This window comes from Parerythrobacter aestuarii, from assembly GCF_030140925.1.
Taxonomy (GTDB): Bacteria; Pseudomonadota; Alphaproteobacteria; order Sphingomonadales; family Sphingomonadaceae; genus Parerythrobacter; species Parerythrobacter aestuarii.
In genome coordinates, this window is sequence record NZ_JARBWD010000001.1 from 2,649,038 (window position 1) to 2,671,824 (window position 22,787).

The following is a 22,787-nucleotide window of genomic DNA, read 5'->3' on the forward strand; positions in this document are numbered from 1 at the left end:
CGCTCCGCCTTGCCGTAGCGTCAGGCCATGAGAGCCATCATACCGCGTTGACGAATACTCTCATCGGCCTAAGCTGGTTGCAAAATGAAATGGGCCAAAAGGCAAGGGAGAGATGGAGATGCGATTCTCCGGCAAGACCGTAGTCATCACAGGCGCGGCATCGGGCATTGGCCTGGAAAGCACCCGCTTGTTCGCCAGCGAGGGCGCGACGGTGTTTGCCGCCGACATCAACGACGAAGCTGGAAAATTGCTCGAAGCCGAGATCAAGGGCGATGTGCGGTACCAGCATTGCGATGTCTGCTCGACCGAGCAAATCAAGGCGCTGATGGACCGGGCCGCCGAGGAAACCGGCGGCATCGACGTGGTGTTCAACAATGCCGGGGCCGGCGGCGCGCGCGAGAAAATATTCGAGATCGAGCCTGCCGACTGGGATCGGACGATGGACTTGCTGCTGCGCTCGGTCGCTTTCGGCATCCGCTATGCCGTCCCGCATATGCAGGACCGCAAGGGCGCGAGCATCGTCAACGTATCGAGCGTCGCTGCTGTCGGTCCGGGTTACTCCCCCACCGCCTATGCCGTCGCCAAGGCGGGCGTGCTGCACCTGACCAAGATGGCGGCGGCAGACCTTGCCCAGTTCGGCATCCGTGTGAACGCAATCCAGCCCGGCTTCATCAACACCAACATCTTCACGTCCTCGCTGGAAATCCCCGACGAGGCGAAGGAGATGGCGAAAGGTGTGATCGCGCAGATGAGCTCCAACGCCCAGCCGGTCCAGCGCGGTGGCCAGCCGCGCGACATTGCCGAGGCCTGCGCCTATCTCGCCAGCGAAGCCGCCGGATTCGTCACCGGCACTTCGCTGATCGTCGATGGCGGCATTACAATCGGCCCGCGCGAGAGCTGGGACCCTGAAGCCCCTGGCGCATTCGAAGCACTGATCCAGATGGAGGAAGCCGCCAAGCAGGCTGCCGGCGAATGAGCCTTCTCTCCGGCCCGCTGCCCATGCGCCTGAAAATCGTGCACGGCTTCGGAGCGGTGGCTTTTGGCGTGAAGGATACCGGGTTCAGCTTCTTCCTGCTGCTGTTCTACAATCAGGTGCTGGGCATGGATGCGCGGCTCGCCAGCGCCGCGCTGCTGGTAGCGCTGCTGGTCGATGCCGTCATCGATCCGCTGATCGGCAACCTGTCGGACCGGACCTATACTCGTTGGGGCAGGCGGCTGCCTTGGCTCTATGCCGCCCCCATCCCGCTTGCGTTCCTGTGGGTGGTTCTATGGACCCCGCATGGTGCCAGCCCGCCTTCGTTCTGGGACCTGTTGTGGGTAGCGGTCGGCGTGCGCATCCTGCTTTCCGCTTGTGAGGTTCCTTCTGTCAGCCTGCTGCCAGAGATTACCGCCGATTATGACGAGCGCACCACGCTGTTCCGCTATCGCTACTTGTCGGGCTGGTGCGGCGGAATCCTGATGATGGCGCTCGCCTATACGGTGTTCATGCCGGGGCAGGAGGGCCTCTTGCAGGCCGAAGGATACTTCTGGTTCGGCCTGTTTGGCGCGGTTCTGATGACAGTATCGGTGATGGGGTCAGCGCTGGGGCAGCATCGCCTTGTTGCGCATTTGCCCGAGCACAAGCCCGAACCGTTTACTTTCAAGGGCGCGTTTTCCGAAATTTTCGATGCGTTCTCAGAGAAGGCCTTCCTCATTTTCGCGGCAGGCGGGCTCGCCGCATACATCAGCCAGGGCATGACCTTTTCGATGACGAATTACATGAACCTGTTCGTGTGGCAGTTCGAAGGCATCGCCCTGCGCGCCTATCCGGCGATCCTGTTCCTGTCCGTCGTCGCCATGTTCTTCATAGTGGGGCCTATGCACCGCCGGTTCGGCAAGCCGCGCAGCGCCGCCTACAGCGCCTACGGCGCGCTGGTCTTCACGGCCACCCCCTACCTGCTGTTCGTCGCAGGGGTATGGCCGGACGCCGGGACGACGGCATCCACTCTGCTGGTCTATGCCTTCCTGCTGTTTGCCAACACGCTGGGGATCGTAGTGATGATCTCCGCCTCTTCCATGATCGCGGAGATTGTCGAACTCTACCAGCAACGCGGCGGCAAGCGGGCCGAGGGCGCATTCTATTCCGGCAACTGGCTGGTGCAGAAATGCGCGACGGGTGCAGGCATTTTCCTGACCGGACAGATCATCGCGTTGTCGCAGCTCTCGACCGATGCTGCGCCGGGGACGGTGCCCAAGCAAGTGCTGGACGAGCTGGTGCTGTGGTATGCTGCCGGGATTGCGGTTCTGGCGGTCATCACGGCCTATTGGCTGGCCCGTTTCCCTATCGACCGCCACGATCACGAGGCCCGGCTGGAGATATTGAACGATGCCGCAAGGGGCGATCCCGATGCGCATGCGATAACGCCCTAGCAGGCAAGAAATTCTACCCTTGGCGCGCCCGCTATGCTCTGCCACGGTCGCGCCAACAGAATCGAGAGACGAAGAAAGAGAGAGGCAACCCCATGGATTTCGAACCCACTGAACGCCAGGTCTATTGGCGCGATCGCGTCCGCAACTTTATCGAGGATCATATCCGCCCAGCGGTGCCGACTTACAAGGCGCAGGATGCCGAAGGGGATCGCTGGAAGGTCATCCCGGTGGTCGAGGAACTCAAGGCCAAGGCCAAGGCCGAAGGCATCTGGAACCTTTTCATGCCGCCGCGCAACGACGGGCACCACCATGTCGACGAGACCTATGAGTTCGAAGGCCCGGGCCTGACCAACCTCGAATATGCGCTCTGCGCCGAGGAAATGGGCCGCATCGGCTTTGCTTCCGAAGTCTTCAACTGCTCTGCCCCCGACACCGGCAACATGGAAGTGTTCCACCGCTACGGTACGCGTGAGCAAAAGGACAAGTGGCTGACCCCGATCATGAACGGCGAGATCCGCTCCGCCTTCCTCATGACCGAGCCGTTCACCGCTTCGTCGGACGCCACCAATATCGAAACCCGCATCGACCGCGATGGCGACGAATATGTCATCAATGGCCGCAAGTGGTGGTCCTCCGGCCTCGGCGATCCGCGTTGCAAGGTCGCCATCGTCATGGGCAAGACCGATTTCAGCGCCGGTCGCCATGCCGCGCAGTCGATGCTGCTGATGCCGCTGGAGGATACCCCCGGCGTCAACATCATCCGCCATCTGCCGGTGTTCGGCTATGACGATGCCCCGCATGGCCACATGGAAGTCGAGATGAAGGACGTACGCGTCCCCGTCACCAACATGCTGCTGGGCGAAGGTCGCGGGTTCGAGATCGCGCAGGGGCGCCTGGGCCCGGGCCGCATCCACCACTGCATGCGCACAATCGGCGTGGCCGAAGAAGCGCTGCACAAGATGTGCAAGCGGCTGCAGGAACGCGAGGCGTTCGGCAAGCCGATATACAAGCATTCGGTGTGGGAAGAGCGCGTTGCCCGCGCCCGGATCGACATCGACATGACCCGCCTGCTCTGCCTCAAGGCTGCCGACATGATGGACAAGGTCGGCAACAAGTCGGCCAAGCAGGAAATCGCCATGATCAAGGTGCAGGCCCCCAACATGGCGCTGCGGATCATCGACGATGCGATCCAGGCCCATGGCGGCGGCGGCGTGTCCGAGGACTATGGCCTCGCCAGCGCCTATGCCCACCAGCGCACGCTGCGTCTGGCTGACGGCCCTGACGAAGTCCACGCCCGCTCGATCGCGCGGATGGAATTCGCCAAGCACCTGCCCGAGGCTGGCCCGACCGCCAACGCTCTGCGCGATGGCAAGGCTCCGGTCACCGGCAATGACAGCCTGAGCTCCGGCGACATGGGCGCGACGCGGTAAATCACAGATGGTGACCCCCAGCGAAGGCTGAGGCTCACCATCGACCATGCACCAAGCTGCACGAGGTCCCAGCCTGCGCTGGGACTCACACTGATGAGAGGAACAGAATGGCCAAAGCAGCTATCCTTGAGAAACCCGGCGAAGGTCTCGTCATCGGCGACATCGAAGTCGCCGATCCCGCCCCGCATGAAGTGCTGATCGACACCAAGGCTTGCGGGCTTTGTCATTCGGACCTGCACTTTATCGATGGTGCCTATCCACATCCCCTGCCCGCCATTCCCGGGCACGAAGCGGCCGGCGTGGTGCGCGCAGTGGGGAGCGAAGTGAAGACAGTGAAGCCGGGCGACCATGTCGTCTCCTGCCTCAGTGCCTTCTGCGGCCATTGCGAGTTCTGCGTGACCGGGCGCATGGCGCTGTGCATGGGGGCCGACACTCGCCGCGCCCCGGATGCCACCCCGCGCCTCGTCCGCGCCGACGGTTCGCCGGTCAACCAGATGCTCAACCTCTCGGCCTTCTCCGAGCAGATGCTGATCCACGAGCATGCCTGCGTCGCCATCGACAAGGACATGCCGCTCGACCGCGCCGCGGTGATCGGCTGTGCGGTCACCACCGGGGCCGGGACAATCTTCAACGCCGCCAAGGTCACGCCGGGCGAAACCGTGCTGGTGGTCGGCTGCGGCGGGGTCGGCCTCGCTGCCATTAACGCCGCGCGGATTGCCGGCGCGGGCAAGGTCATCGCCGCCGATCCGCTCCCCGAGAAGCGCGAGCTGGCCAAGGTGTTGGGTGCCACCCACACCGTCGATGCGCTGGCCGGCGACGCTGCCCAGCAGATCATCGAGATTTCGGGTGGCGGTGTTCACTACGGCATCGAAGCTGTGGGTCGCCAGGCCTCTGCAGATCTTGCCGTTGCTGCGTTGCGGCGCGGCGGCACTGCGATCATCCTCGGCATGATGCCGCTGGACTGCAAGGTCGGCCTCAGCGCCATGGACCTGCTTTCAGGCAAGCGGCTGCAAGGCGCAATCATGGGCTACAACCACTTCCCGGTCGACCTGCCTCGCCTCGTCGATTTCTACATGCGCGGCCTGCTCGATCTCGACACCATCATCGCCGAGCGTATCCCGCTGGAAGACATCAACAAGGGCTTCGACAAGATGCGCGAGGGTCATTCGGCGCGCAGCGTGGTGGTGTTCGACTAGTTATCGGTGAGTTCCTGCGCAGGCAGGAACCTCATGCCGCAGGCGCGGCGACAATTTGAGGGAGGCCCCAGCCTTCGCTGGGGAGCAGGTATGGAAAGCATCGATTTCGACAAGGAAATGGTCGGCACCATCGAAGTGCCCGAAGCCGACCAGCTCAACCTCGATAACCTCACCGCGTGGTTCGAAGCCAATGTCGATGGTTATGCAGGCCCGTTGAGCTATTCCAAGTTCAAGGGAGGCCAGTCGAACCCGACCTACCGGATCGACACCCCCGGTGCTTCCTACGTGCTGCGCCGCCAGCCCTTCGGCAAGCTGCTGCCCAGCGCGCATGCGGTGGACCGCGAATACAAGGCGATGACGGGGCTCTATCCCACAGGCTTCCCGGTCCCGCGCACCTATGGCCTGTGCGAGGACCCTGACGTTATCGGCTCCAAGTTCTTCGTCATGAGCATGGCAGATGGGCGGTCCCTGTGGAACGGCGCGCTGCCCGGCGTGGCGAAGGAAGACCGCCGCGAAATCTATTATTCGATGATCGACACCATGGCCGACCTGCACCTGCAGAAGCCCGGCGAGATCGGCCTCGGCGACTTCGGCAAGCCCGATGATTACTGCGCGCGCCAGATCAGCCGCTGGACCAAGCAGTACAAACTCTCCGAAACCGAGCACCAGCCCAAGATGGAACGGTTGATTGAGTGGCTGCCCGAGACGATCCCGCCGCAGCATGAAAGCTCGGTCGTCCATGGCGACTACCGGCTCGACAATATGATATTCCACAAGACCGAGAACCGCGTTATCGCAGTGCTCGACTGGGAGCTGTCGACGCTGGGCGATCCGATCGCGGACTTCAGCTATCTGATGCTAAACTGGAAGAACGAGAGCGACGGGCGCGCGGGCCTTGCCAGCCTCGACCTCGAGGAGCTCGGCATCCCGACCATGCAGGAGGCGGTCGACCGCTATGTTGCGCGCACGGGCTATCCGGTGCCGCCGATGGACTGGTATTTCGGCTATAATTTGTTCCGCCTCGCGGGGATCATGCAGGGGATCAAGAAGCGCGTGATCGACGGCACCGCCTCATCCGCCCATGCCAAGTCGATGAGCGAGCGCGTGACCCCGCTGATCGAGCGCGCCTATGACTTCGCATTGGCGGCAGGGATGCCGGAGAAGGGCTGACGGCGGCGGAATTTGCGCTGTCCTACACGGGCGGCTTTATGCCATCGCTGGCGGCATGATCGTCAGGCCGCCCCTCCTCCCGTCGCGCGTGCACCCTAAAGGGGGCCGGGGGGCTACCCCTAGCCTGACCTGTCAAGCGATCCCATTTTCTTATGTTTTTCAGATACTTGAAATGATCTCTGAAGTTGACACAGTGTCAACTTCGTCAAGCAAGTGTCAAGCTGGCAGGTCAGAATTCACGCAGCCAGCGCACCACCACACCACGGTCACTCGGCATATCGGCATAGTGCCCCGGATCGCGGCGATAGAAAGCGCTGGCGGAGAGGTCGCCACCCCACGCATAGCCGCGCCAGGCCAGCTCACCCATGATCTCGCGCCCCTCCGGCGCAAGGGTTATGCGGCGCATGCCGAAGCCAGCGGTCTCGGTGGCATAGTCATAGCTGACCGGCAGGTTCAGATTGAGCCCGCCGCGCTCGACCCTCAAGGGTTGCGAGAGTCTGAAACCCAGCGTGTCGCCCGGCTGGAACAGGCCCTGCCGCACGAGATCGGCTGACCACGCGCTGCTGGCCAGGGTCGATCCCTGCGCCACCATCCCGCCCAGCCGTGCCCGTGTGTAGCCCCCTCGGGCATTGACCCCGGCCCACCAGCCGGGTGCAAGGTCGACGCCGAGCGAAGTCTCGAGAAACAGGCTGTCGGCTCCGCTGGCCCCGAAAGCATCGTGGAAATATCCGCCGAGGATCGTGCGCTCTTCCTGCAGCCAGTCGATCCCAAGCGTCGCCTGCACCGGCCCGAACCGCCGGTCGGCAGCAAGGCCGAGCGTGGCGATGCCATAGCGTTCCCGCTCGCGTGACAGCAGGTCGACCCCGTGCCGCTGTGCGCCGAGCAAGGCGTCGCCGCTCGATACCGTCAGCGTCAGCGCCATTTCGCCAATCCGGTGGCGCAAGGCCAGCGAAGCCGTATCGGCGCGCAGGAACCCGGTATCGCCGGAGACATCGGCGGCGACCATGAAGGCCGGCTGCCGCCGCCCCTGCAGATGCGCGGCAATCCCGCTCGCGCTTTGCGAAAAGGCCATGCCGAGCTGCAAGTCTGGCGCGAGCCGCGCGGCCATTTGCCCGGCGAGGACGCGCGCCTGCTCGGCCTCCTGCCCGCCCAGCGTCAGTAGTGCTGCCTTCGTGCCCAGCCCGGCATCCTCCACTGTAAACGCCATTGAAAGCTGGCCATTGCCGACCGACAGGCCACGCACGCCTTGCTGCACGGCAGCTTCCAGCCGCGGCGCAACCGCCGCCCCGCGCAGACGGCTGGCGATGTCATAGCTATAGGCGCGATCATACTTGTCGAGCAGGACCGAGCGGACCGATCCCTTGCCCAGCGCATCGCCCATCGCGGCCGAGCCGGTGCCGGTATCGTCGCGCATCGACAGCCCGCCCTTGCTGCCGGGAATGGTGGTGGTGCCCTGCGGTGCGAAGGCTTCGCCAATATCGAGGATGCCTCGACCGAAGATCGCATCGGTCCCGGTAGCACCCGCTTCGCGCGCGGTATCGAGCAGGATCTCGACGATCTCCGCTCCGGTCAGGTTGGGGAAAGCCTGCGCCAGCAACGCGACGGCCCCTGCCACTTGCGGAGCAGAAAAGCTGGTGCCGGAAAACAGCGTCACGAACTGATTGCCATTGGCATCGGTCTGCACGTCGAGCACCCCGTCGCGATAGGTGCAGCAGATCAGCTCGCCCCGGGCAGAAAGGAACGAGGCGGCGTCGCTCCCGGCCCGGTTGCTGAAGCTGGAAAAGTCGCCGTTGGGGTCGACCGAACCCACGATAATGACGTTGCTGCCACCCGCCTGCAGGACCGCACGAGCCAGCCCGCCGGGATCGCTTGCCGCATCGTTTCCGGCGGCCACGACGATCACAACCCCCGCCGCTGCAGCATTGGCGACCGCATCGAGCAGGGCCTGCGAGGCAGAGTTCCCGCCGAGGCTGATGTTGATTACCGCCGCGCCATTGGCCACGGCCCGGTCGATCCCGATGGCGATGTCCCGGTCGAAGAACAGGCAACCGGTGAGCGCGCCGTCGTTTGCCGGGGTGCAGCTGCCGGGGCGGTCGGCGCGCAACACCAACAGGCTGGCATCGAAAGCGATCCCCATGATGCCGGTATCATCGCGCGCAGCGGCAGCCACCATGGCGACGTTAGTACCATGGTCGTCCACCGCTTCGATATCGGCATTGCCGGCGAGGTCGCCGGACTGCGGATGGATTCGCCCGTCGAATTCAGGACTGTCGGTATCGATGCCGGTATCGATGACCGCGATGACCTGGCCTTCGCCGGTGAAGCCGTCTTCCCAGGCGATGATGGCACCATGAAATTCCGGTCCATCCGAGCGGCGATACTCCTCGGTGTCGAAGTTGGTGGTCGGCGTGGGCGTTGGTGTGGGGGTTGGTGTCGGGGTCGGCCCCGGCGTGCTGACCGCGCCACCACCGGTGCCGCCGCCACAGGCCGCCAGCGCGAGGCAGATACCGAGCCCAAGCGTGTGCAACGCCAGTACTCGCCCGCTCGTCGATGAAGCCATGAACTGCCCTTCCCCGTCTGGATCGCCCTGCGCCCGTTATTGCACAGATGGAAACTACTGCCAGACCAAATCCTTCACCTTCCAATGCCGCTTGCCCTCCCACGGCCTGCCCGCTAGCAGCCAGCGCCAAGCAATGACTGGACGACGGAAGCAAACAATGAGCGATCTGCAAGCCATTATCGAGCAGGCCTGGGATAACCGGGCCGATGTGACTCCGGATAGCAAGGATGTGGTGGAGGCCGTCGAAGCTGCGATCGCCATGCTCGACAATGGTAGCGCGCGGGTCGCGTCGCTCAATGGCGACGGCAAGTGGGAAGTCCACCAGTGGCTCAAGAAAGCGGTGCTCCTTTCCTTCCGCCTGCGCGACAATGTCGTGGTGGAAGGCGCAGTCGGTGCGCCGGCCTTCGACAAGGTGCCGAGCAAGTTCGAAGGCTGGGACGATGCCCGCTTCCGCGAAGCCGGTTTCCGTGTCGTGCCGGGGGCCATCGCCCGCCGCGGCAGCCATATCGGCAAGGGCGTGGTGCTGATGCCGAGCTTCGTCAACATCGGTGCCTATGTCGGCGATGGTACCATGATCGACACCTGGGCCAGCGTCGGCAGCTGCGCGCAGGTCGGCACAAACTGCCACATCTCCGCAGGTGCCGGGATCGGCGGCGTGCTGGAGCCGTTGCAGGCCAATCCGACCATCATTGGCGACAATTGCTTCATCGGGGCGCGTTCGGAAATTGTCGAAGGCGTGATCGTCGGTGAAGGCTGCGTGGTGGCGATGGGTGTCTTCATTACCCAGTCGACCAAGATCGTCTATCGCGAGACGGGCGAAGTGATCCGCGGGCACATCCCGCCTTATTCAGTGGTGGTGCCGGGCTCGATGCCGGGCAAGGAGGGCGGTCCGGGCCTCGCCTGCGCAGTAATCGTCAAAACCGTCGATGCGCAGACCCGCGAGAAGACCGGCATCAATGAATTGCTCCGCGACTGAGGAACGGGTATCTTCCGCCGGCGTTGAGAGGTGAACCACTCGACGCAGTAATGGAGGGTAGCATGTCCACTCAGGATCCCGACGGCACAATCCACATCGAAGACGACGAAGCGACCGGCGCGGTGAAGACCGGCGCGATGCGCTGGGTTCTCGGCATCAGCCTGCTGCTGGCGATTATCGCCATGTCGGCAGTGTGGATCATCCCTGCGCTGACGAACTAGGTGCTAGCGTTCCTCGCCGGCGGGATATTCGTACGGTGGAACATCCCGCATTGCATCGCTGGCCGCTTCAGCTTCTCGCAGCACGCGCAGCATGTTGCGCGAAGCGATCTTTTCCAGCTCCTGCTGGCTGTAACCGCGCCTTGCCAACTCGGTAAATAACGCGGGGTAGCCCGACACGTCTTCCGCCCCGACCGGGCCTGAGGGCATCCCGTCATAATCGCCGCCGATACCGATGGCATCAATACCGGCGATCTTGCGAACATGGTCGATGTGGTCGGCCCAGTCGGACACGACCGATTGCGGCAGCGGATTGGCCTCGTCCCAGGCCTTCAGCCGGCTGGCGACCTCATCGGGCTGCCCTTGCCACAGCGCCTTGAGCCGGGCCTCTTCAGCCGCACGATTGGCATTCCATTGCCGCGCCCCTTCGTTGAGGAATCCCGGCAGGCCAACCACCATCACGATTCCGCCATTGTCCTTCAGCCGCGCCAGCACGCTGTCCGGCACATTGCGGGCATGACCATTGATCGCCCGCGCACCGGAATGACTGAAGATGACCGGCGCGCGCGCCACGTCGAGCGCATCATGCATCACCTTCTCGCTGACATGGCTAAGGTCGACCAGCATGCCGATCCGGTTCATCTCGCGCACCAGGTCCTTGCCGAACGCCGTCAGCCCGCCGTTCCTGGGCTCGTCGGTAGCGCTATCGGCCCAACTCAAGGTCTTCGAATGCGTCAGCGTCATATAACGCGCACCCATGGCATACATCTGCCGCAGCACGGCGAGGCTCTCACCAATCGAATGGCCACCTTCCATGCCCATGAGTGAAGCGATCTTGCCCGCCGCCAAGGCCCGTTCGACATCATCGGCGTCGAGCGCCAGAACCAGGTCGTCGGGATAGCGCGCAATCAGGCGCTTGGTCACGTCGATCTGCTCGATGGTTGCCTGGACTGCCTCGGGTTCGTCAAGCGAGGCGCTGACATAGACCGACCAGAACTGTGCCCCGACCTTGCCCTGCCGCAAGCGCGCGAGATCGGTGTGCATGACCCGCGATCCATCCGGATTGCCGGTGTCGGTCGTATCCTCGAAATCGAAGTCGGCGATGACATTGCCGAACCGCCCGCGCAGCTGGATCGGCACGTCGTTGTGACCGTCCCATACGGGCGCTGCTTCGAGCGCTGCGGCGGCAATCTCCTCAGGCGTCTGAGCGGCCAGCGGAGCGGCAGCGGTAGCGGTAGCGAGCAGAACGGCAATGGCGATCGACTTCATGGGATTACTCCGTGACAAGACCCGTTGCCGCAGCCTAGCTGGAGCAAGGCAACTGGCAAGAGGCATATGACGACAGCGCTGGACCTGATCGACACGCTCGCAATGCAGCCGCATCCCGAGGGCGGATGGTATGCGGAAACCTGGCGCGCTCCGGCGGCAGAAGGCGAACGATCAGCATCGACCGCGATCCACTTCCTGCTCGAGGCCGGGCAAAGCTCGCATTGGCACAGGATCGATGCAGCAGAGATCTGGCTCTGGCATGCAGGCGATCCGCTGCTGCTCTCCGTCAGCGAGACCGATCTCGGTCCGCCTGATACGATACATCTCGGTGGCGATGTTCTGGCCGGACAGTCGGTACAATTCGTCATCCCGCCGCATTGGTGGCAGGCAGCCCGCCCATCCGAAGGCGAGCATGGCTATGTGCTGGTTTCCTGCGTGGTCGCTCCAGCATTCGAGTTCGATGGCTTCGAGCTTGCCCCACCGGGATGGGAGCCGGGCGAATGATCCGCGCGGCATTTCGTTGGTTGCTGGCAGTGTTCTACGCTGCCGCAGGTTATTTCCACCTCGCTAACCCCGAACCGTTTCTCACCATCACACCCGAATGGGTGCCATGGCCCGCAGCGGTCATCTGGTGGACAGGAATTGCGGAGATCGCCGGTGCCGTGGGCCTGGCGCAGCCCTTTTCAGCGCCCCTGAAGCGCTACGCAGCCATTGGGCTGGCGCTCTATGCCGTCTGCGTCTTTCCGGCCAACATCAACCACTTTGCAATGGATCTGGCGCGCAAAGATAGCGGCGCGGGGCTTGTCTATCATATCCCCCGCATGGTGGCCCAGCCGATCATCGTGTGGCTGGCCTTGTGGGCGGGCGAAGTGCTCGATTGGCCTTTCGCCCGCCGCACGAAGTCGACTTAGCTGAGGTGCTTGGAAACCGCAGCAGTCATCTTGAACATGGAGATCTGCGCATTGCCGATCACCGCGCCGAGCTTGGCATCGGGATTGATCTGGCGCTTGTCCTTGCTGTCCTGGAGGCCGTTGGCCTTGATGTATTCCCAGACCTTCGACGTCACCTGAGCGCGGGTCATCGGACCCTTGCCGGTAACGGCTTCGAGTGCCGGGGTGAGATTCACCGGCTTTTGCAGTGCGTTAGCCATGGTATTTTCCTTTCCTTAGGCTATGCGAAATCAAAGTTCGAAATCGTCGTCATCTTCGTCCCAGTCTTCCTCGTCGGAAGGCTGGTAGGTGGCAGTGAGGACAGAGGCGGCGATGACGTGGCCGTCCATTTCCCCAAGCAGTTGTTCGCGCGTGGCCCCGGGCATCAGAGTCAGCGGAAGGTCCAGCGCAAACAGCTGGAATACAAAAGTGTGAGCCGGGCCATCCTTCGGCAAGGCGGGCAGCATCCATTCGGAATTGCCAAGGCTGTTCTTGCCTACTCGTGGCGGAACTTCGCCCTCGAGCAGCTTGCCCTTCTGGCCTGGCAGGCCCCACACCAGCCAGTGACATGCCGGGTCATCGGTAGTGGCATCTTCGACCACAATCGCAAGTTCCTGCGTCCCGGGTGGCGGCGCAGTCCATTCGAGTGGCGGCGCGACGGCATCTTCTTCATCTGCGGTAAAGCAGGGATCGAGTTCGCCCCCCGGCCCGAAGGCCGGACTGCTCAGTTTCAGGCCGCCCCGGTCCATCGCCTTGTCCGAACCCGCACGGCCCAACATCAGCCCGGAATGGGGCGGGCAATCAGCAGGCAATACGGATTTTAGCCAATCGGCCATGAAATTCTCTCTCCTTGGCTCTTGGTGCTAGGCCCTAAGGCGGGGCTTGGCGAGGGAGCAGGCGGCGAGTTTTCCCCAGCTAGCGCCTGATTTGCCCCCGATTTCGGGCCAAATTGCCCCTTGCTCAGCCGGGGTTCAGCACTATTCCTGCTTCTCCCGGTCCGGGGAGGCTACGGTCGCACAGCCTGAGGGAGCAGAAATTTATGTCGTTTGGTCGCACGAGCTTGTCCATGATCCTGGCGGTTGCGCTGTCTGCCTGTGGTGGCGGAGGCGGTGGCAACGGTGGTGGAAACACGGGCGGCGGGACCGGCGGTGGTGGCACCGGCAATGCGCAATGCTCGCTTTCAGCCAGGCAGGATTGGGTGTTTTCCCAGATCGACGAGTTCTACCTGTTCCCCAACCTGGTCGCGACCAACGTGAACAAGGCGAACTACACCAATGTACAGGACTATATCGACGCGCTGGTGAAGCCTGCGCGCGACCAGTCGCGCGATCGCTTCTTCACTTACATCACGTCGATCACGGAAGAGAATGCCCTGATCAGTTCCGGATCGAGCGCAGGCTTCGGTATTCGCCTGGCCTATGACACCACCAACAATCGCGTGTTCGTGATCGAAGCCTTCGAAAATGCACCGGCTTTCCCGCAAGGGTTCGACCGGGGCGTCGAGCTTATCACGATCGAGGGCCAGAGTGTCGCCAACCTGATGGCATCCGGCGGACCACAGGCAGTGATCGACGCGCTCGGCCCCAGCGATCCCGGGGTCACCCGGTCTTTCACCATTCGTGACACCAACGGCCTCGACCGCGATGTCTCTGTGACCAAGGCCGATTATTCGCTCGACCCCATCTCGGATCGTTATGGCGTGAAGATCCTCAATGATGGCGGCAAGCAGGTTGGATATATCAACCTGCGGACATTCATTGTCGATTCTGCCGGACCGCAGCTGCGCACCGCGATCCAGCAGTTCAAGGACCAGGGCATCACCGAGATCATCCTCGACTTGCGCTATAATGGCGGCGGGCTGGTGTCGGTTGCCGAATTGCTGGGTGACTTGCTGGGCGGCGACAAGGTTGGGCAGGTGTTCAGTCGCACCACGTTCCGTGCGTCGCTTTCCGCCAATAACGATACCGAGCTGTTCGAGACGCAGCCGCAGGCTATTGGCGCAACCAAGATCGCCTTTATCGGGCGCGGGGGCACCGCGTCGGCCAGCGAACTCGTCGCTAACAGCTTCATACCCTACCTCGGTAACAACACCGCGCTGATCGGAGCCGACACCTTCGGCAAGCCGGTCGGCCAGATCGCCCGCGATCTCGACGCGTGTGACGATCGCTTGCGCGTGGTCGCGTTCCAGACCGAGAACAGCGACGGCCAGGGCGAATACTATACCGGCCTCGCCAGCGTGTTTCCACAAACGTGTCGAGCCAGCGATGACATTTTCACCCAGCTCGGCGAAGCCAATGAGGATTCCATCGCCAAGGCGCTTGATTTCCTTGCCGGTCGCGCCTGCACACCGATTTCCGCAGAGAGTCCGAAAGGCCAAACGGCCCAGCGCGTCGCCCCGGAAAGGGAATTGATGAGACCGCGGCGCCCGACTGCGGCCCAGTTCCGTATTCCAGGCCTGTTCTGAGCGCGACATGGTTGAGCACCGCTACACGACATTCGCCGAGTTCTGGCCGTTCTACCTGCGTGAGCACAGCAAGAAGCAAACCCGCGCCCTGCACTACCTGGGAACGACAATAGTCGTGGCCGTGGCGATCTATGCCGTGGCTTCGCAGAGCTGGCTCTGGCTCGCAGCGATGCCGCTGGCCGGGTATTTTTTCGCCTGGCTGGCACATTTCATCGTGGAGAAGAATCGACCGGCCACCTTCACCTACCCGCTGTGGAGCCTTGCGGCGGATTTCCGCATGTGGGGCCTGTGGCTTACTGGTCGGCTCGGCCCGGAACTGGATCGGGCCGGGGTCCGCTAGCTCTCTTCCGGACCCGTGAATGGCTGGCGATCCGTATGGGCGCAGCCAAATCTCTGCTCCGCGCCAATTTGTAGCGTTACTGTGTAAGGGTAAGTCCGGTCGCTCATCCCGTCGGAGCAGTCTCCCGGGGTCACCGTCATATCGAAGGTCTCGCCTGCGAGCACGCCTGAGAAACCCAACCCGCCCTGGCCGGTAAACCTCTCGATCCTGATCGTCGTCCCCTCGATATTCTCAGGGGTGGTGTAGGTCAGCTCCTTGTCCTTGATCTCGCCGCCCCAGAACGGCTCCGTCCCGCCAAAAATGATGACCTCATCCGGTGCGATGCCGGTAAAACCCTCCGGCCTGGTATCGGGGGCGCTGCTGGCCCCGGTGCCTTGCTGGCAAGCCGTCAGCAAAAGGCCGGAGGCCAAGACAATGCTTCTAAGACCCATGAGATCAGCCCGGATTGGTCTCGAATGCGATTGCCCCTGCCAAATCGACCCAGTGCTGCTTGCTTTTGGTCCACAGGTGCATCGCCGGGGTAAAGCTGCTGGTGTCATCGAGGGTGCCCACCTTGATGAAGATCAGTCCGGGAGCGACTGCCACCCGGCTGAATAGCGGTGATCCGCAATTGGGGCAAAAGTCGCGCAGCACTGCTTCGCCGCTTTCGCCCTTGTCGTCATAGGTCTTGAATTCGCCTTCGATGGTCAGCGCTGCTTCGGGCACGCCGATGATGGTCGAAAACGCCGAACCCGACTGGCGCTGGCAGTTCTTGCAGTGGCAATTGACCTGCATTGCGACATCGCCGTCCACTTCGTAGCGAACCTGCCCGCACAAGCAGCCACCGGTCATCTTCTCACTCATGAGACTTCTCCCGTTCCATTCGATTTTCGCGCCGGACCCAGCAGGAACGCGAGGAAACCGGCAGTGAAGAACATGTCGCCGACGAGAATCCCGGCAATCATCTTGTCGCCGCCCTCTGCCAAGGCACCGGGCATCAGCAAGGCGACCATGCAGGCCTTGCCGAACACCCCCGCCCACAAGACCGGGGCCAGCCGCAGGGGCTCACGCGCAACGAGCGCGTAGACAATGCCGAAGGCGAACACCAGCAAGGCAGTGGCCTGGTTGACCGTCTTCGCAGCCGGATCGATGAAACCGCCAAGCCCGACCAGCAGGTTGAACGCAGCCGCTGTCCAGAAAAACGTTTTCCAGCCTTTCATACAGCCCTCGCCCTGGTGATGAACTGCGCCGTTTGCTCCAGCGCCTGGTTGGCTTCCGGCATCGGCAGCAACATCCAGACATGGCACATCCCGGCATATTCGTGATATTCGAAGTCTTTCTTGCCAAGCGCTCGCAGCTTGCCGGCAAGATGTCGTCCGTCGACCAACAGGATATCGCTCGTGCCTGAGAAGATGGCCATCGGCGGTAGCCCTTCGTGATCGCCGAACAACGGACTGAGGCGGGGATCGTCGAGCGCGAGACCACCGCCATAGGCTTCGCCGCAGGCGCGCAGACCCACCTGAGCCAGCATCTTGTCCTTGTCTTCGATCTCGGCCTGGCCCTCGGCGGTGGCTGTTGCATCAAGCCATGGCGACCAGAGCACCAGCGACGCTGGCATGTCGCCACCGTCCGCCTTCAGCATCTGCGCCAACGCGAGGCTCATACCACCACCCGCGCTGTCGCCCATAACCGTGGTATTGGCCGCACCGTGAAGTTGGGTAACTTCGCCATAAAGTGCGCGCATCGCTGCCAGCACTTCGGGTGCCTTGTGCTCGGGCGCGAGCGGGTAAACCGGGACCGTGGCTGAGGCCCCCAGCCGCTCGCACAGCTTGCAGACTGTCTCGAAGTGCAACCCGGCGACATCGAGCACATAGCCGCCGCCATGCAGGTATAGCAGGTGCGGCGCACCCGCCGCTGCGCCACCCTTGGGAGTAATGGTCACGACCGGATAGCCGCGTGTCGCGTCTTCGACGATATCGAAGCGCTTGTGCCATTTTGCCTTGGGTCGCTGCGGCTTCTGCCGACGTGCCTTGGCAAGGCGCTGTTCCATCCGTTCGGGCTCGGCAAAGAAGCTCTTGATGCCGAACAGTGGCAGCGCAAGGTTTATCAGTCGCGCTCTCAGGCTTGCCATTGGAATCCTCCCCCGGATGTCGCGATATCTCTAGACCGAGTGCAAGCCGGCGGTCTAGCCTGCGCTGCAAACCAGCAAGGAAGAGAAGCGATATGTCCGACCGGATCAAAGGAAAATGCCTGTGCGGCAGCGTGACCATTGCGCTCGATCAGACCCGGCCCGGGGTCGATGTCTGCCATTGCTCGATGTGCCGACAATGGAGCGGCGGCCCGTTCCTCTCGCTGCGCAGCGTCCAGCCCGAAGCCATGGATATCGGCGGCCGCGAGCATGTTTCGATCTATGCCTCGTCCGACTGGGCGGAGCGGGCCTTCTGTTCGAAATGCGGCAGCAATTTGTGGTACCATTGCAAGCCCGGCGGACACTTCAGCTTCCTCGCCGGCCTGTTCGACCTGCCCGAAGGCTACGCCATGCTCGAACAGATCTTCATCGACGAGAAGCCGCCGTACTACACCTTCGCCGACGATACGCCGACCATGACCGGGGCGGAAGTGATCGCCGAAGCGGAAGCGGCGGGCCATACGTTCGACTAGGCCAGCGCCTCGCCTCGAGTTGCGGACAAAATCTGCTCCTGCCGCGCGGACGAAAGCCAGGCGAAATTGCCCGGCAACCCCATCCGCTCGGCCGCCTGCCACGCCGGCATGTCCTTGCTGCGGGCCTTGTCGGCAAGCTTGCCCATGAGGCGCAGGGCCAGCCGATCGCCCATGGTAAGGTCGAACTCCGGCCCAAGCTCCATCCGCTCGCGCACCTTTTGCGGCAAGAGCGATACCGAGGCGCGCGCCAGTGACCGGTGCAGGACCTTGGGCACGGTCGGAGCGGCCTTGCGCGACATGATGATGTCGAGGAATTCGCGGTTGATCGGATGCGCTTCAAACCGCGGATATAGACGATCAAGCATGGCGAAGAAATCGGCGTCACTGGTGAGCGGATGCTCGACGCCATAGAGCCGGGCAACTGCCTCGCCGTCGCGATAGTAGCTGGCCCGGTCCGCCGCGCTCACCGGGCTGACGAAGCGGTGATAGGCTTCAAGAAATCCATATCCTGCCGTCGCACTCACCCAGTCCAGCAGTTCGGGATCGAGCGCGCGATACGCCTCTCCCTTGGGTGTTTCTCCCGCCACCTTGCGGTGCATGCGGTTGACCCCGCCGATAATCCGCCGGGCAGTGCTCTGCGGTCCGAACACGCCCACCAGTGCAGCCACGCCAGTCCGCTGCGAACGACCGATCGGATCGACCTTGTAGATCGAATGGTCCCACACGCCCGACCGGATCCTCGCATCGGCGAATTCGAACAGCACGGCGGCCACCCCACCAATGGCCAGTGCAATCGGGTTCTTGAACACCCGCCACTGCATCGATCCGGGCGGCACCAGCGAGGGCTCGCCCACAGGTGCGGTGAAATCGACGCGATAGGCGGATGGCAGGTCGTCCGGCAGTTTCATTCGGGCTTCTTCCAGCCATGGCTGAGCATCTTCACCGTGACCCGCCCGGTGGCGACATGCATGCCATCGGCGTCGTGCATCGGGAACTCGGCGACATAGCCCGAGCTGCCCTTGCGCTCGAGATCGGCCAGCATCGCCTCGATCTGCTCTTCCTCGAGCGTGAACTCGGCCGTCACGTCGCTCGCGGCGGACTTGTGGAAGTCGACATAGATGTCCTTGATGATCGGGAAGAAGCGGGTGGTGTCGAGCACGGCGATCCCGGGGACTGCCGCCACCGCTTCCGCCAGCACGGTATAGGCACCGAGATACATCACGTTGACGTGGTTCTCATTGCCTGCCAGCGGCATCATCAGCCTGGCATAGCCGCGCCGTTCTTCCAGCCGAGTCATCCCCGTCCGCTCGACGAACTCTACCCGATACTTGGGAACTGCCCCGGCCATACCTACACCTCTCTCCGTCTCTTCGGATGGAGTGCTAGCGCAACCCTGTTGCCCTAGGAAAGCCTTCAGTTGAGGAGTGCGGCCTGCTTTCGTCGCAACATTTCCAGTGTCTCGGCAAAGGGCTCCAGTTGTTCAGCATAGGGTCCTGCTCCGCGCGATCCCCCCTGCCCGACCACCTGTCTCACTTGAGTCGCGCTGTAGGTCGGGACCGGTTCGGTGCGGTTGGCCGGGTCGAGATAACCCGCTGACCACTCCAGGCCCAGCCAGTCGAACAGCGCCTCGCCTTCACCCGCAGGATCGGCGACGAACTGCGCGAAGTCGATCAGTCGGATGGCGATTCCCTCATCCCGCCACATCGCCAGCGCATCGAGTGCGATGTCGAGATGGTCGAGGATCGCTCCGAAGTCGTTGGCATAGTCATAGACCGGCGGGAACCGCCGCAACCAGATCGACACGGCGACATCGGCCGGATCACGCAGCACCGCAGCGAATTTCGCACCGGGATGGACCCGGGTAATGTTCCCCGCGATAGCAAAGTGCAGCGGCGATTTGTCGACAACCCACGCAGGCTTCCCCACCAGCCGCTCGATCCCGCGCCGGTCGGCTTCAGCGAGATCGCGCAGCAGCGAATCTCGTTGCCCTGCGGCCATCGCGGCGACGTCCAGTTCGCGGAACAGAAGGTGCTGCAACAGCGCGCCGCGTTCGCCCAGCGACGCTACTTGCGGCGATGCAGCGAGGATAGACTGCAGCAGCGACTGGCCCGAGCGCGGCGTGCCGAGCAGGTAGAGCTGCTTCGGCCCGTCACCCACTGCCATATCTGGCGCGCAGGCCCGGTAGATCGTGCGCTGTGTTTCCAGCGTTGCCCGCCAGTCGCGCGCTGCACCGCCAGGCGAAACCGCCTTGCCTTTACTCGCCAGTTGCCAAGCCTGCGCCGGATCGCCCGCGCGGTCGGCCGCCTGTGCCAGCGCCAGCAAGAGGTCGGCCCGCTCTGTCGCGGGAACATCGTCGCGCAGGGCCATGGCCTGCGCCTCATCGGTAACTGGTTCACCCAGCGCGACTAGTTCGACCAGCAGCCGCGGTGATTGCGCCCCGGCCGCCCGCGCGGACACCAGCACTTCGCGCGCCGCTTCCGGTCCTTCCGTCCACAGCAGCAGCTGCGCCAACACCGTTGCCGCATCGGCATCGGCGGCGTCCCGGCTGACCAGCGCGCGGGTGATATCTGCCGCCTCCCCATAGTGCATCGCCGCATGAGCGAGGCTCGCCGCCGACATCGCGTCCGCGCGGCCCTGGGCATCGGCAGCGCCGATATCCGCCGGCAGCAGCGCCTTCGCCTTGTCCAGTGCCGCATGGGTATCGCCCGCCCCCGCAAGGCATTGCACCAGCAGCCGCGTCACGACCGCAGGGGCTTGCGGGTTGGCAGCGAATTTCTCCAGCAACGGGCGCGCTTCGTCGAACTGCCCCGCCCCCATCAGCGCCTGCGCAAGCGCGATCTCCAGCGCCGCCATGCCGGGGGCCAGCCGAACCGCTTGGCGCTGCTCCGCCACTGCCCCGGCGAAGTCGCCCACGGCCTCCAGCCCGCGCCCGAGGTTGTAGCGGAACATCGCCTCGGACGGCTCCGCCGTCACTGCAGCGCGCAGGTGCTCAAGCGCCGCCGGAGCCTGCCCCATCGCCACCATCGCCAGACCCAGCATCGAGCGCGCCTCGCTCGCCAGCCGTGCCTCAAGACCACCAGCCAGCGCTTGCTCCAGCGCCGCCCTGGCATCCGCATAGCGCCCTTGCCGCAGTGCGGCCTCTGCCTGGTCGACCAGTGAACCCATGGCCCGCGCCATGCGGAGCGCGGGCTTGCAAGTCAACGGGGCAGCCAGGGAGGGCGTTGACATCGAGGCTGTATTATATATCTAATACACCATGAAACGCATCGTCGCCATTGTCATCTGCCTCGCCTTCCTCGCCTCCGGCCTCGCCCGCATAGGTGTCAGCACGCTGATGATCGGACAGGCCGAGGGCTGGTGGAACTTCGGCGGTGAAGCCAGCGAAGCGCTGGCCGACACCATCCGCTTCATCGGCGAACGTGAGATCAACCTCGTCGGCTTTAGCCCGGTCAGCTATTTCGGCTTCATTGCGTTCATGGGGCTGACTATCTCGCTGGGCGCGATTGGGGCATTGCTGCGGCGGCGTTGGGGGATGGCGCTGATCTTCACCTACATCCTCAGCCACGCTTTCCTGTTCGTGAACTTCTGGACGGTGAATCCCAAGCTGGCCTACCTTGCCGCCGCCGCTATCGGGGCGGCCCTGGTCGCCTGGGCCCAGCGCGCGGACGCAGTGTCCTAACCCACCACCACATTTTCGCGCGTGATGAATATCCGGCTGCGGGCAAAGTCGATGAATTTGGCCTCGTCCTCGGCTAGGATGCGGCTGTGGTTGGCGGCTTCGGCGGTGGGTTCCCCGTCAAAGGCATCATCGGCGAACCACAGCTCGGCGACGCCGTCGTACTCCTCTCCATCGCCCACCGGGATCCCACGCCCGGCTGCCGTGGCAGCGACCACCGCATGCTCCTCGGTGTGGCTCTGGACATAGCGCTCTATGCCGAGATGCGGCGCCGCAGCCTTCACCAGCGGGGCATGCGTTCCACGCCAGTAATGCTGGAACTCTTCGCGGCTGAGCGATGGCAGGCGGTGGAGGCAGTAGGTCAGCTTGAGCATGGCACCTTAGTCCTTGCAGGGAGGGAGGCCTTGGAAGAGTCGCCGTCTACCGGTTCCCACCTGCCTCAGGTCAATCGATGATCGTCAGCAGGCAGCCGGCGTTATACTGGTTCCACGACATCAGTCCGAAATTGAGATCGGTGTCGCCGAGGTTCTTGAAGCCCGAATAGGTACCGTCGGTGAAATAGCAGGACCAGCTCTTGTTGATATGCTGGGTAGTGTTGTCGCGGTTCGATCCGGCCCGGTCGCCCAGCGACGCGCGCCAGTTCTTGTTCGACGCGTTGTAATAGAGCAGTGTCTCCCGGCTTGCGATCCGGCCGGTGCCATCCCAGTTGTACATGCCAATACGCACCTGGCAGCCGTCGAAGTCCCCGCACAGCCGGCTGACTACATCTTCCGAGATCGCCAGTGTCTGGCCGCGCTTGTGGCGCGGAACGAAGTACCACGCGCGTTCCTGCCCGACCTGCTGGGCAATCTCAGTCCCGTCGAGCACGGAGCGCGCAAGTTCCTGCCCATCTGCCGGGGTCTTCCCCTCGGTGCCATCCGTACCGGGTCCATCGGTATCATCAGGGCGGTTCTGGGCCATGGCGGCGGCGGAAACGAGCAGCAGGGAGCCGGTCGCAAGTGTCAGAAATCGTTTCATGTTCATCCTCCCTATGGTGAGGACACTAGCTAACACCTGCACAAGCGCAAGGCCGTGACGCGGGTCACGTCCGCGCAGGATCTGCGGTCGGTTATATTGCCTTGTCGGGCCGCTGGTCGTGACCGTGCTTGCTCTCACGGCCAAAGTGGCGCTGCAGGCGCTGGGCCAGAGTCGTAGCGGCCTTGCGCGCGGCATCATCGACGGTGGCGGCGTTTTCCGTCACGCCAATCGGCCTGCCGCCGCGCGGGCGCGCCTCGATCGTGCAGGCCTTGTCGTCATGCCCGTGCTTGTGCGCGTTCTCGTCATGAACATGGATTTCCAGCCGCGTCAGCCGCTCCTCGAACCGCGCCAGCTTGCTGCGCACTCTCGCTTCGATCCGCTCGGCGACGTTTTCCGTCCCCATGACGCTGCTGTCGGAATTGAACTGGACCTGCATGGCTGGTGCTCCTCTGGCGATGACTGCTTTTATACCTTGTGACATGGGAACTGATCG

27 protein-coding genes are annotated in these 22,787 nt (G+C 63.4%); 13 read left to right on the plus strand and 14 right to left on the minus strand.

The genetic code is table 11. The features are described from left to right. The first annotated feature begins 118 nt into the window (after nt 1-118). The 5 genes from QPW08_RS12910 to QPW08_RS12930 all read left to right on the plus strand — a co-directional run bounded on the left by QPW08_RS12910 (nt 119) and on the right by QPW08_RS12930 (nt 6,205). Nucleotides 119-976 (plus strand): SDR family NAD(P)-dependent oxidoreductase, encoded by an 858-nt coding sequence (locus QPW08_RS12910; RefSeq protein ID WP_284126354.1) that lies wholly within the window; start codon nt 119-121, stop codon nt 974-976. Next, the gene (locus QPW08_RS12915; RefSeq protein ID WP_284126220.1) at nt 973-2,409 is read left to right on the plus strand and encodes an MFS transporter; all 1,437 of its coding nucleotides are present in this window, start codon (nt 973-975) and stop codon (nt 2,407-2,409) included. Before QPW08_RS12910 ends, QPW08_RS12915 begins: the two co-directional genes overlap by 4 nt. 92 nt (nt 2,410-2,501) lie before the next feature. Then, nucleotides 2,502-3,839, plus strand: a complete 1,338-nt coding sequence (locus tag QPW08_RS12920; RefSeq protein ID WP_284126221.1) for an acyl-CoA dehydrogenase family protein — start codon at nt 2,502-2,504, stop codon at nt 3,837-3,839. A gap of 107 nt (nt 3,840-3,946) precedes the next feature. Next, nucleotides 3,947-5,035, plus strand: a complete 1,089-nt coding sequence (locus QPW08_RS12925) for a Zn-dependent alcohol dehydrogenase (protein WP_284126222.1) — start codon at nt 3,947-3,949, stop codon at nt 5,033-5,035. A 90-nt stretch (nt 5,036-5,125) separates the two neighbouring features. Next, the gene (locus QPW08_RS12930) at nt 5,126-6,205 is read left to right on the plus strand and encodes a phosphotransferase family protein (protein WP_284126223.1); all 1,080 of its coding nucleotides are present in this window, start codon (nt 5,126-5,128) and stop codon (nt 6,203-6,205) included. A 229-nt stretch (nt 6,206-6,434) separates the two neighbouring features. Here QPW08_RS12930 and QPW08_RS12935 read toward each other — a convergent pair whose 3' ends face one another. Then, nucleotides 6,435-8,765, minus strand: a complete 2,331-nt coding sequence (locus QPW08_RS12935; protein ID WP_284126224.1) for a S8 family peptidase — start codon at nt 8,763-8,765, stop codon at nt 6,435-6,437. 157 nt (nt 8,766-8,922) lie between these two features. Here QPW08_RS12935 and dapD point away from each other — a divergent pair, with 157 nt between their 5' ends. Together dapD and QPW08_RS12945 are read left to right on the plus strand one after the other, a co-directional pair. Beyond that, the gene (dapD, locus tag QPW08_RS12940; protein WP_284126225.1) at nt 8,923-9,741 is read left to right on the plus strand and encodes a 2,3,4,5-tetrahydropyridine-2,6-dicarboxylate N-succinyltransferase; all 819 of its coding nucleotides are present in this window, start codon (nt 8,923-8,925) and stop codon (nt 9,739-9,741) included. Nucleotides 9,742-9,803: 62 nt separating this feature from the next. After that, a complete protein-coding gene (locus tag QPW08_RS12945; protein ID WP_284126226.1) occupies nt 9,804-9,962 on the plus strand; it encodes a hypothetical protein in 159 nt (52 codons plus the stop codon). A 3-nt stretch (nt 9,963-9,965) separates the two neighbouring features. On the opposite strand, the gene QPW08_RS12950 is transcribed toward QPW08_RS12945, so the two are convergent. Next, entirely contained in the window at nt 9,966-11,228 is a 1,263-nt protein-coding gene (locus QPW08_RS12950) for a dipeptidase (RefSeq protein WP_284126227.1), read from the minus strand. Between the two features lie 66 nt (nt 11,229-11,294). Here QPW08_RS12950 and QPW08_RS12955 point away from each other — a divergent pair, with 66 nt between their 5' ends. Both QPW08_RS12955 and QPW08_RS12960 read left to right on the plus strand, forming a co-directional pair. After that, nucleotides 11,295-11,732, plus strand: coding sequence for a cupin domain-containing protein (locus tag QPW08_RS12955; RefSeq protein ID WP_284126228.1), 438 nt, complete (start codon nt 11,295-11,297; stop codon nt 11,730-11,732). Next, nucleotides 11,729-12,139: a DoxX family protein gene (locus tag QPW08_RS12960; protein WP_284126229.1), complete on the plus strand. Its 411-nt coding sequence runs from the start codon at nt 11,729-11,731 to the stop codon at nt 12,137-12,139. Before QPW08_RS12955 ends, QPW08_RS12960 begins: the two co-directional genes overlap by 4 nt. On the opposite strand, the gene QPW08_RS12965 is transcribed toward QPW08_RS12960, so the two are convergent. Beyond that, entirely contained in the window at nt 12,136-12,378 is a 243-nt protein-coding gene (locus QPW08_RS12965; protein ID WP_284126230.1) for an SWIB/MDM2 domain-containing protein, read from the minus strand. The genes QPW08_RS12960 and QPW08_RS12965 overlap by 4 nt on opposite strands. A 30-nt stretch (nt 12,379-12,408) precedes the next feature. Beyond that, nucleotides 12,409-12,993 carry a YbhB/YbcL family Raf kinase inhibitor-like protein gene (locus QPW08_RS12970; RefSeq protein ID WP_284126231.1) on the minus strand — a complete coding sequence of 195 codons (585 nt, stop codon included), beginning with the start codon at nt 12,991-12,993 and terminating at the stop codon, nt 12,409-12,411. 203 nt (nt 12,994-13,196) lie between these two features. On the opposite strand from QPW08_RS12970, the gene QPW08_RS12975 reads away from it, so the two are divergent. Beyond that, a complete protein-coding gene (locus tag QPW08_RS12975; protein WP_284126232.1) occupies nt 13,197-14,621 on the plus strand; it encodes a S41 family peptidase in 1,425 nt (474 codons plus the stop codon). 7 nt (nt 14,622-14,628) lie between these two features. Beyond that, nucleotides 14,629-14,961 carry a DUF962 domain-containing protein gene (locus tag QPW08_RS12980; RefSeq protein WP_284126233.1) on the plus strand — a complete coding sequence of 111 codons (333 nt, stop codon included), beginning with the start codon at nt 14,629-14,631 and terminating at the stop codon, nt 14,959-14,961. On the opposite strand, the gene QPW08_RS12985 is transcribed toward QPW08_RS12980, so the two are convergent. Genes QPW08_RS12985 through QPW08_RS13000 form a run of 4 tightly spaced genes read right to left on the minus strand, consistent with a single transcriptional unit; the run spans nt 14,958 to nt 17,071 of the window. Then, nucleotides 14,958-15,371: a COG3650 family protein gene (locus QPW08_RS12985; protein WP_326521309.1), complete on the minus strand. Its 414-nt coding sequence runs from the start codon at nt 15,369-15,371 to the stop codon at nt 14,958-14,960. The two genes, QPW08_RS12980 and QPW08_RS12985, sit on opposite strands and share 4 nt — an antisense overlap. 25 nt (nt 15,372-15,396) lie before the next feature. After that, nucleotides 15,397-15,804 carry a GFA family protein gene (locus tag QPW08_RS12990; RefSeq protein ID WP_284126235.1) on the minus strand — a complete coding sequence of 136 codons (408 nt, stop codon included), beginning with the start codon at nt 15,802-15,804 and terminating at the stop codon, nt 15,397-15,399. Then, nucleotides 15,801-16,160, minus strand: coding sequence for a hypothetical protein (locus QPW08_RS12995; protein WP_284126236.1), 360 nt, complete (start codon nt 16,158-16,160; stop codon nt 15,801-15,803). Before QPW08_RS12995 ends, QPW08_RS12990 begins: the two co-directional genes overlap by 4 nt. After that, the gene (locus QPW08_RS13000; protein WP_284126237.1) at nt 16,157-17,071 is read right to left on the minus strand and encodes an alpha/beta hydrolase; all 915 of its coding nucleotides are present in this window, start codon (nt 17,069-17,071) and stop codon (nt 16,157-16,159) included. The genes QPW08_RS12995 and QPW08_RS13000 overlap by 4 nt, the downstream gene beginning before the upstream one ends. Before the next feature lie 92 nt (nt 17,072-17,163). Between QPW08_RS13000 and QPW08_RS13005 the strand changes: the two genes are divergently transcribed. Then, complete coding sequence (locus QPW08_RS13005) at nt 17,164-17,601, plus strand: GFA family protein (RefSeq protein ID WP_284126238.1); 438 nt, start codon at nt 17,164-17,166, stop codon at nt 17,599-17,601. On the opposite strand, the gene QPW08_RS13010 is transcribed toward QPW08_RS13005, so the two are convergent. The 3 genes from QPW08_RS13010 to QPW08_RS13020 all read right to left on the minus strand — a co-directional run bounded on the left by QPW08_RS13010 (nt 17,598) and on the right by QPW08_RS13020 (nt 20,778). Continuing rightward, the gene (locus QPW08_RS13010) at nt 17,598-18,509 is read right to left on the minus strand and encodes an oxygenase MpaB family protein (protein ID WP_284126239.1); all 912 of its coding nucleotides are present in this window, start codon (nt 18,507-18,509) and stop codon (nt 17,598-17,600) included. The two genes, QPW08_RS13005 and QPW08_RS13010, sit on opposite strands and share 4 nt — an antisense overlap. After that, on the minus strand, nt 18,506-18,949 hold the full coding sequence (locus QPW08_RS13015; RefSeq protein ID WP_284126240.1) for a PaaI family thioesterase: 444 nt from the start codon (nt 18,947-18,949) through the stop codon (nt 18,506-18,508). The genes QPW08_RS13010 and QPW08_RS13015 overlap by 4 nt, the downstream gene beginning before the upstream one ends. 65 nt (nt 18,950-19,014) lie before the next feature. Then, nucleotides 19,015-20,778, minus strand: coding sequence for a tetratricopeptide repeat-containing sulfotransferase family protein (locus QPW08_RS13020; RefSeq protein WP_284126241.1), 1,764 nt, complete (start codon nt 20,776-20,778; stop codon nt 19,015-19,017). Nucleotides 20,779-20,857: 79 nt separating this feature from the next. Between QPW08_RS13020 and QPW08_RS13025 the strand changes: the two genes are divergently transcribed. Further along, complete coding sequence (locus QPW08_RS13025) at nt 20,858-21,280, plus strand: hypothetical protein (RefSeq protein ID WP_284126242.1); 423 nt, start codon at nt 20,858-20,860, stop codon at nt 21,278-21,280. Here QPW08_RS13025 and QPW08_RS13030 read toward each other — a convergent pair. From QPW08_RS13030 to QPW08_RS13040, 3 genes are all read right to left on the minus strand, one after another. After that, nucleotides 21,277-21,651 carry an EthD domain-containing protein gene (locus tag QPW08_RS13030; RefSeq protein WP_284126243.1) on the minus strand — a complete coding sequence of 125 codons (375 nt, stop codon included), beginning with the start codon at nt 21,649-21,651 and terminating at the stop codon, nt 21,277-21,279. The two genes, QPW08_RS13025 and QPW08_RS13030, sit on opposite strands and share 4 nt — an antisense overlap. A gap of 70 nt (nt 21,652-21,721) precedes the next feature. Beyond that, nucleotides 21,722-22,294 carry a hypothetical protein gene (locus QPW08_RS13035; protein WP_284126244.1) on the minus strand — a complete coding sequence of 191 codons (573 nt, stop codon included), beginning with the start codon at nt 22,292-22,294 and terminating at the stop codon, nt 21,722-21,724. 91 nt (nt 22,295-22,385) lie between these two features. Continuing rightward, nucleotides 22,386-22,730 (minus strand): HPF/RaiA family ribosome-associated protein, encoded by a 345-nt coding sequence (locus tag QPW08_RS13040; protein WP_284126245.1) that lies wholly within the window; start codon nt 22,728-22,730, stop codon nt 22,386-22,388. Nucleotides 22,731-22,787 lie beyond the last annotated feature (57 nt).

Bases quoted from the DNA above. Each gene is read 5' to 3' on its own strand.
- QPW08_RS12925 (WP_284126222.1), top strand. From the start codon at position 3,947: ATGGCCAAAGCAGCTATCCTTGAGAAACCCGGCGAAGGTCTCGTCATC.
- QPW08_RS13000 (WP_284126237.1), bottom strand. From the start codon at position 17,071: ATGGCAAGCCTGAGAGCGCGACTGATAAACCTTGCGCTGCCACTGTTC.
- QPW08_RS12995 (WP_284126236.1), bottom strand. From the start codon at position 16,160: ATGAAAGGCTGGAAAACGTTTTTCTGGACAGCGGCTGCGTTCAACCTG.
- QPW08_RS12910 (WP_284126354.1), top strand. From the start codon at position 119: ATGCGATTCTCCGGCAAGACCGTAGTCATCACAGGCGCGGCATCGGGC.
- QPW08_RS12970 (WP_284126231.1), bottom strand. From the start codon at position 12,993: ATGGCCGATTGGCTAAAATCCGTATTGCCTGCTGATTGCCCGCCCCAT.
- QPW08_RS12935 (WP_284126224.1), bottom strand. From the start codon at position 8,765: ATGGCTTCATCGACGAGCGGGCGAGTACTGGCGTTGCACACGCTTGGG.
- QPW08_RS13035 (WP_284126244.1), bottom strand. From the start codon at position 22,294: ATGAAACGATTTCTGACACTTGCGACCGGCTCCCTGCTGCTCGTTTCC.
- QPW08_RS13020 (WP_284126241.1), bottom strand. From the start codon at position 20,778: ATGGCGCGGGCCATGGGTTCACTGGTCGACCAGGCAGAGGCCGCACTG.
- QPW08_RS12975 (WP_284126232.1), top strand. From the start codon at position 13,197: ATGTCGTTTGGTCGCACGAGCTTGTCCATGATCCTGGCGGTTGCGCTG.
- QPW08_RS13025 (WP_284126242.1), top strand. From the start codon at position 20,858: ATGAAACGCATCGTCGCCATTGTCATCTGCCTCGCCTTCCTCGCCTCC.
- QPW08_RS12930 (WP_284126223.1), top strand. From the start codon at position 5,126: ATGGAAAGCATCGATTTCGACAAGGAAATGGTCGGCACCATCGAAGTG.
- QPW08_RS13015 (WP_284126240.1), bottom strand. From the start codon at position 18,949: ATGGCCGGGGCAGTTCCCAAGTATCGGGTAGAGTTCGTCGAGCGGACG.
- QPW08_RS12990 (WP_284126235.1), bottom strand. From the start codon at position 15,804: ATGAGTGAGAAGATGACCGGTGGCTGCTTGTGCGGGCAGGTTCGCTAC.
- QPW08_RS12955 (WP_284126228.1), top strand. From the start codon at position 11,295: ATGACGACAGCGCTGGACCTGATCGACACGCTCGCAATGCAGCCGCAT.
- QPW08_RS12960 (WP_284126229.1), top strand. From the start codon at position 11,729: ATGATCCGCGCGGCATTTCGTTGGTTGCTGGCAGTGTTCTACGCTGCC.
- QPW08_RS13005 (WP_284126238.1), top strand. From the start codon at position 17,164: ATGTCCGACCGGATCAAAGGAAAATGCCTGTGCGGCAGCGTGACCATT.
- QPW08_RS12945 (WP_284126226.1), top strand. From the start codon at position 9,804: ATGTCCACTCAGGATCCCGACGGCACAATCCACATCGAAGACGACGAA.
- QPW08_RS12980 (WP_284126233.1), top strand. From the start codon at position 14,629: ATGGTTGAGCACCGCTACACGACATTCGCCGAGTTCTGGCCGTTCTAC.
- QPW08_RS13010 (WP_284126239.1), bottom strand. From the start codon at position 18,509: ATGAAACTGCCGGACGACCTGCCATCCGCCTATCGCGTCGATTTCACC.
- QPW08_RS13030 (WP_284126243.1), bottom strand. From the start codon at position 21,651: ATGCTCAAGCTGACCTACTGCCTCCACCGCCTGCCATCGCTCAGCCGC.
- dapD (WP_284126225.1), top strand. From the start codon at position 8,923: ATGAGCGATCTGCAAGCCATTATCGAGCAGGCCTGGGATAACCGGGCC.
- QPW08_RS12965 (WP_284126230.1), bottom strand. From the start codon at position 12,378: ATGGCTAACGCACTGCAAAAGCCGGTGAATCTCACCCCGGCACTCGAA.
- QPW08_RS12950 (WP_284126227.1), bottom strand. From the start codon at position 11,228: ATGAAGTCGATCGCCATTGCCGTTCTGCTCGCTACCGCTACCGCTGCC.
- QPW08_RS13040 (WP_284126245.1), bottom strand. From the start codon at position 22,730: ATGCAGGTCCAGTTCAATTCCGACAGCAGCGTCATGGGGACGGAAAAC.
- QPW08_RS12915 (WP_284126220.1), top strand. From the start codon at position 973: ATGAGCCTTCTCTCCGGCCCGCTGCCCATGCGCCTGAAAATCGTGCAC.
- QPW08_RS12920 (WP_284126221.1), top strand. From the start codon at position 2,502: ATGGATTTCGAACCCACTGAACGCCAGGTCTATTGGCGCGATCGCGTC.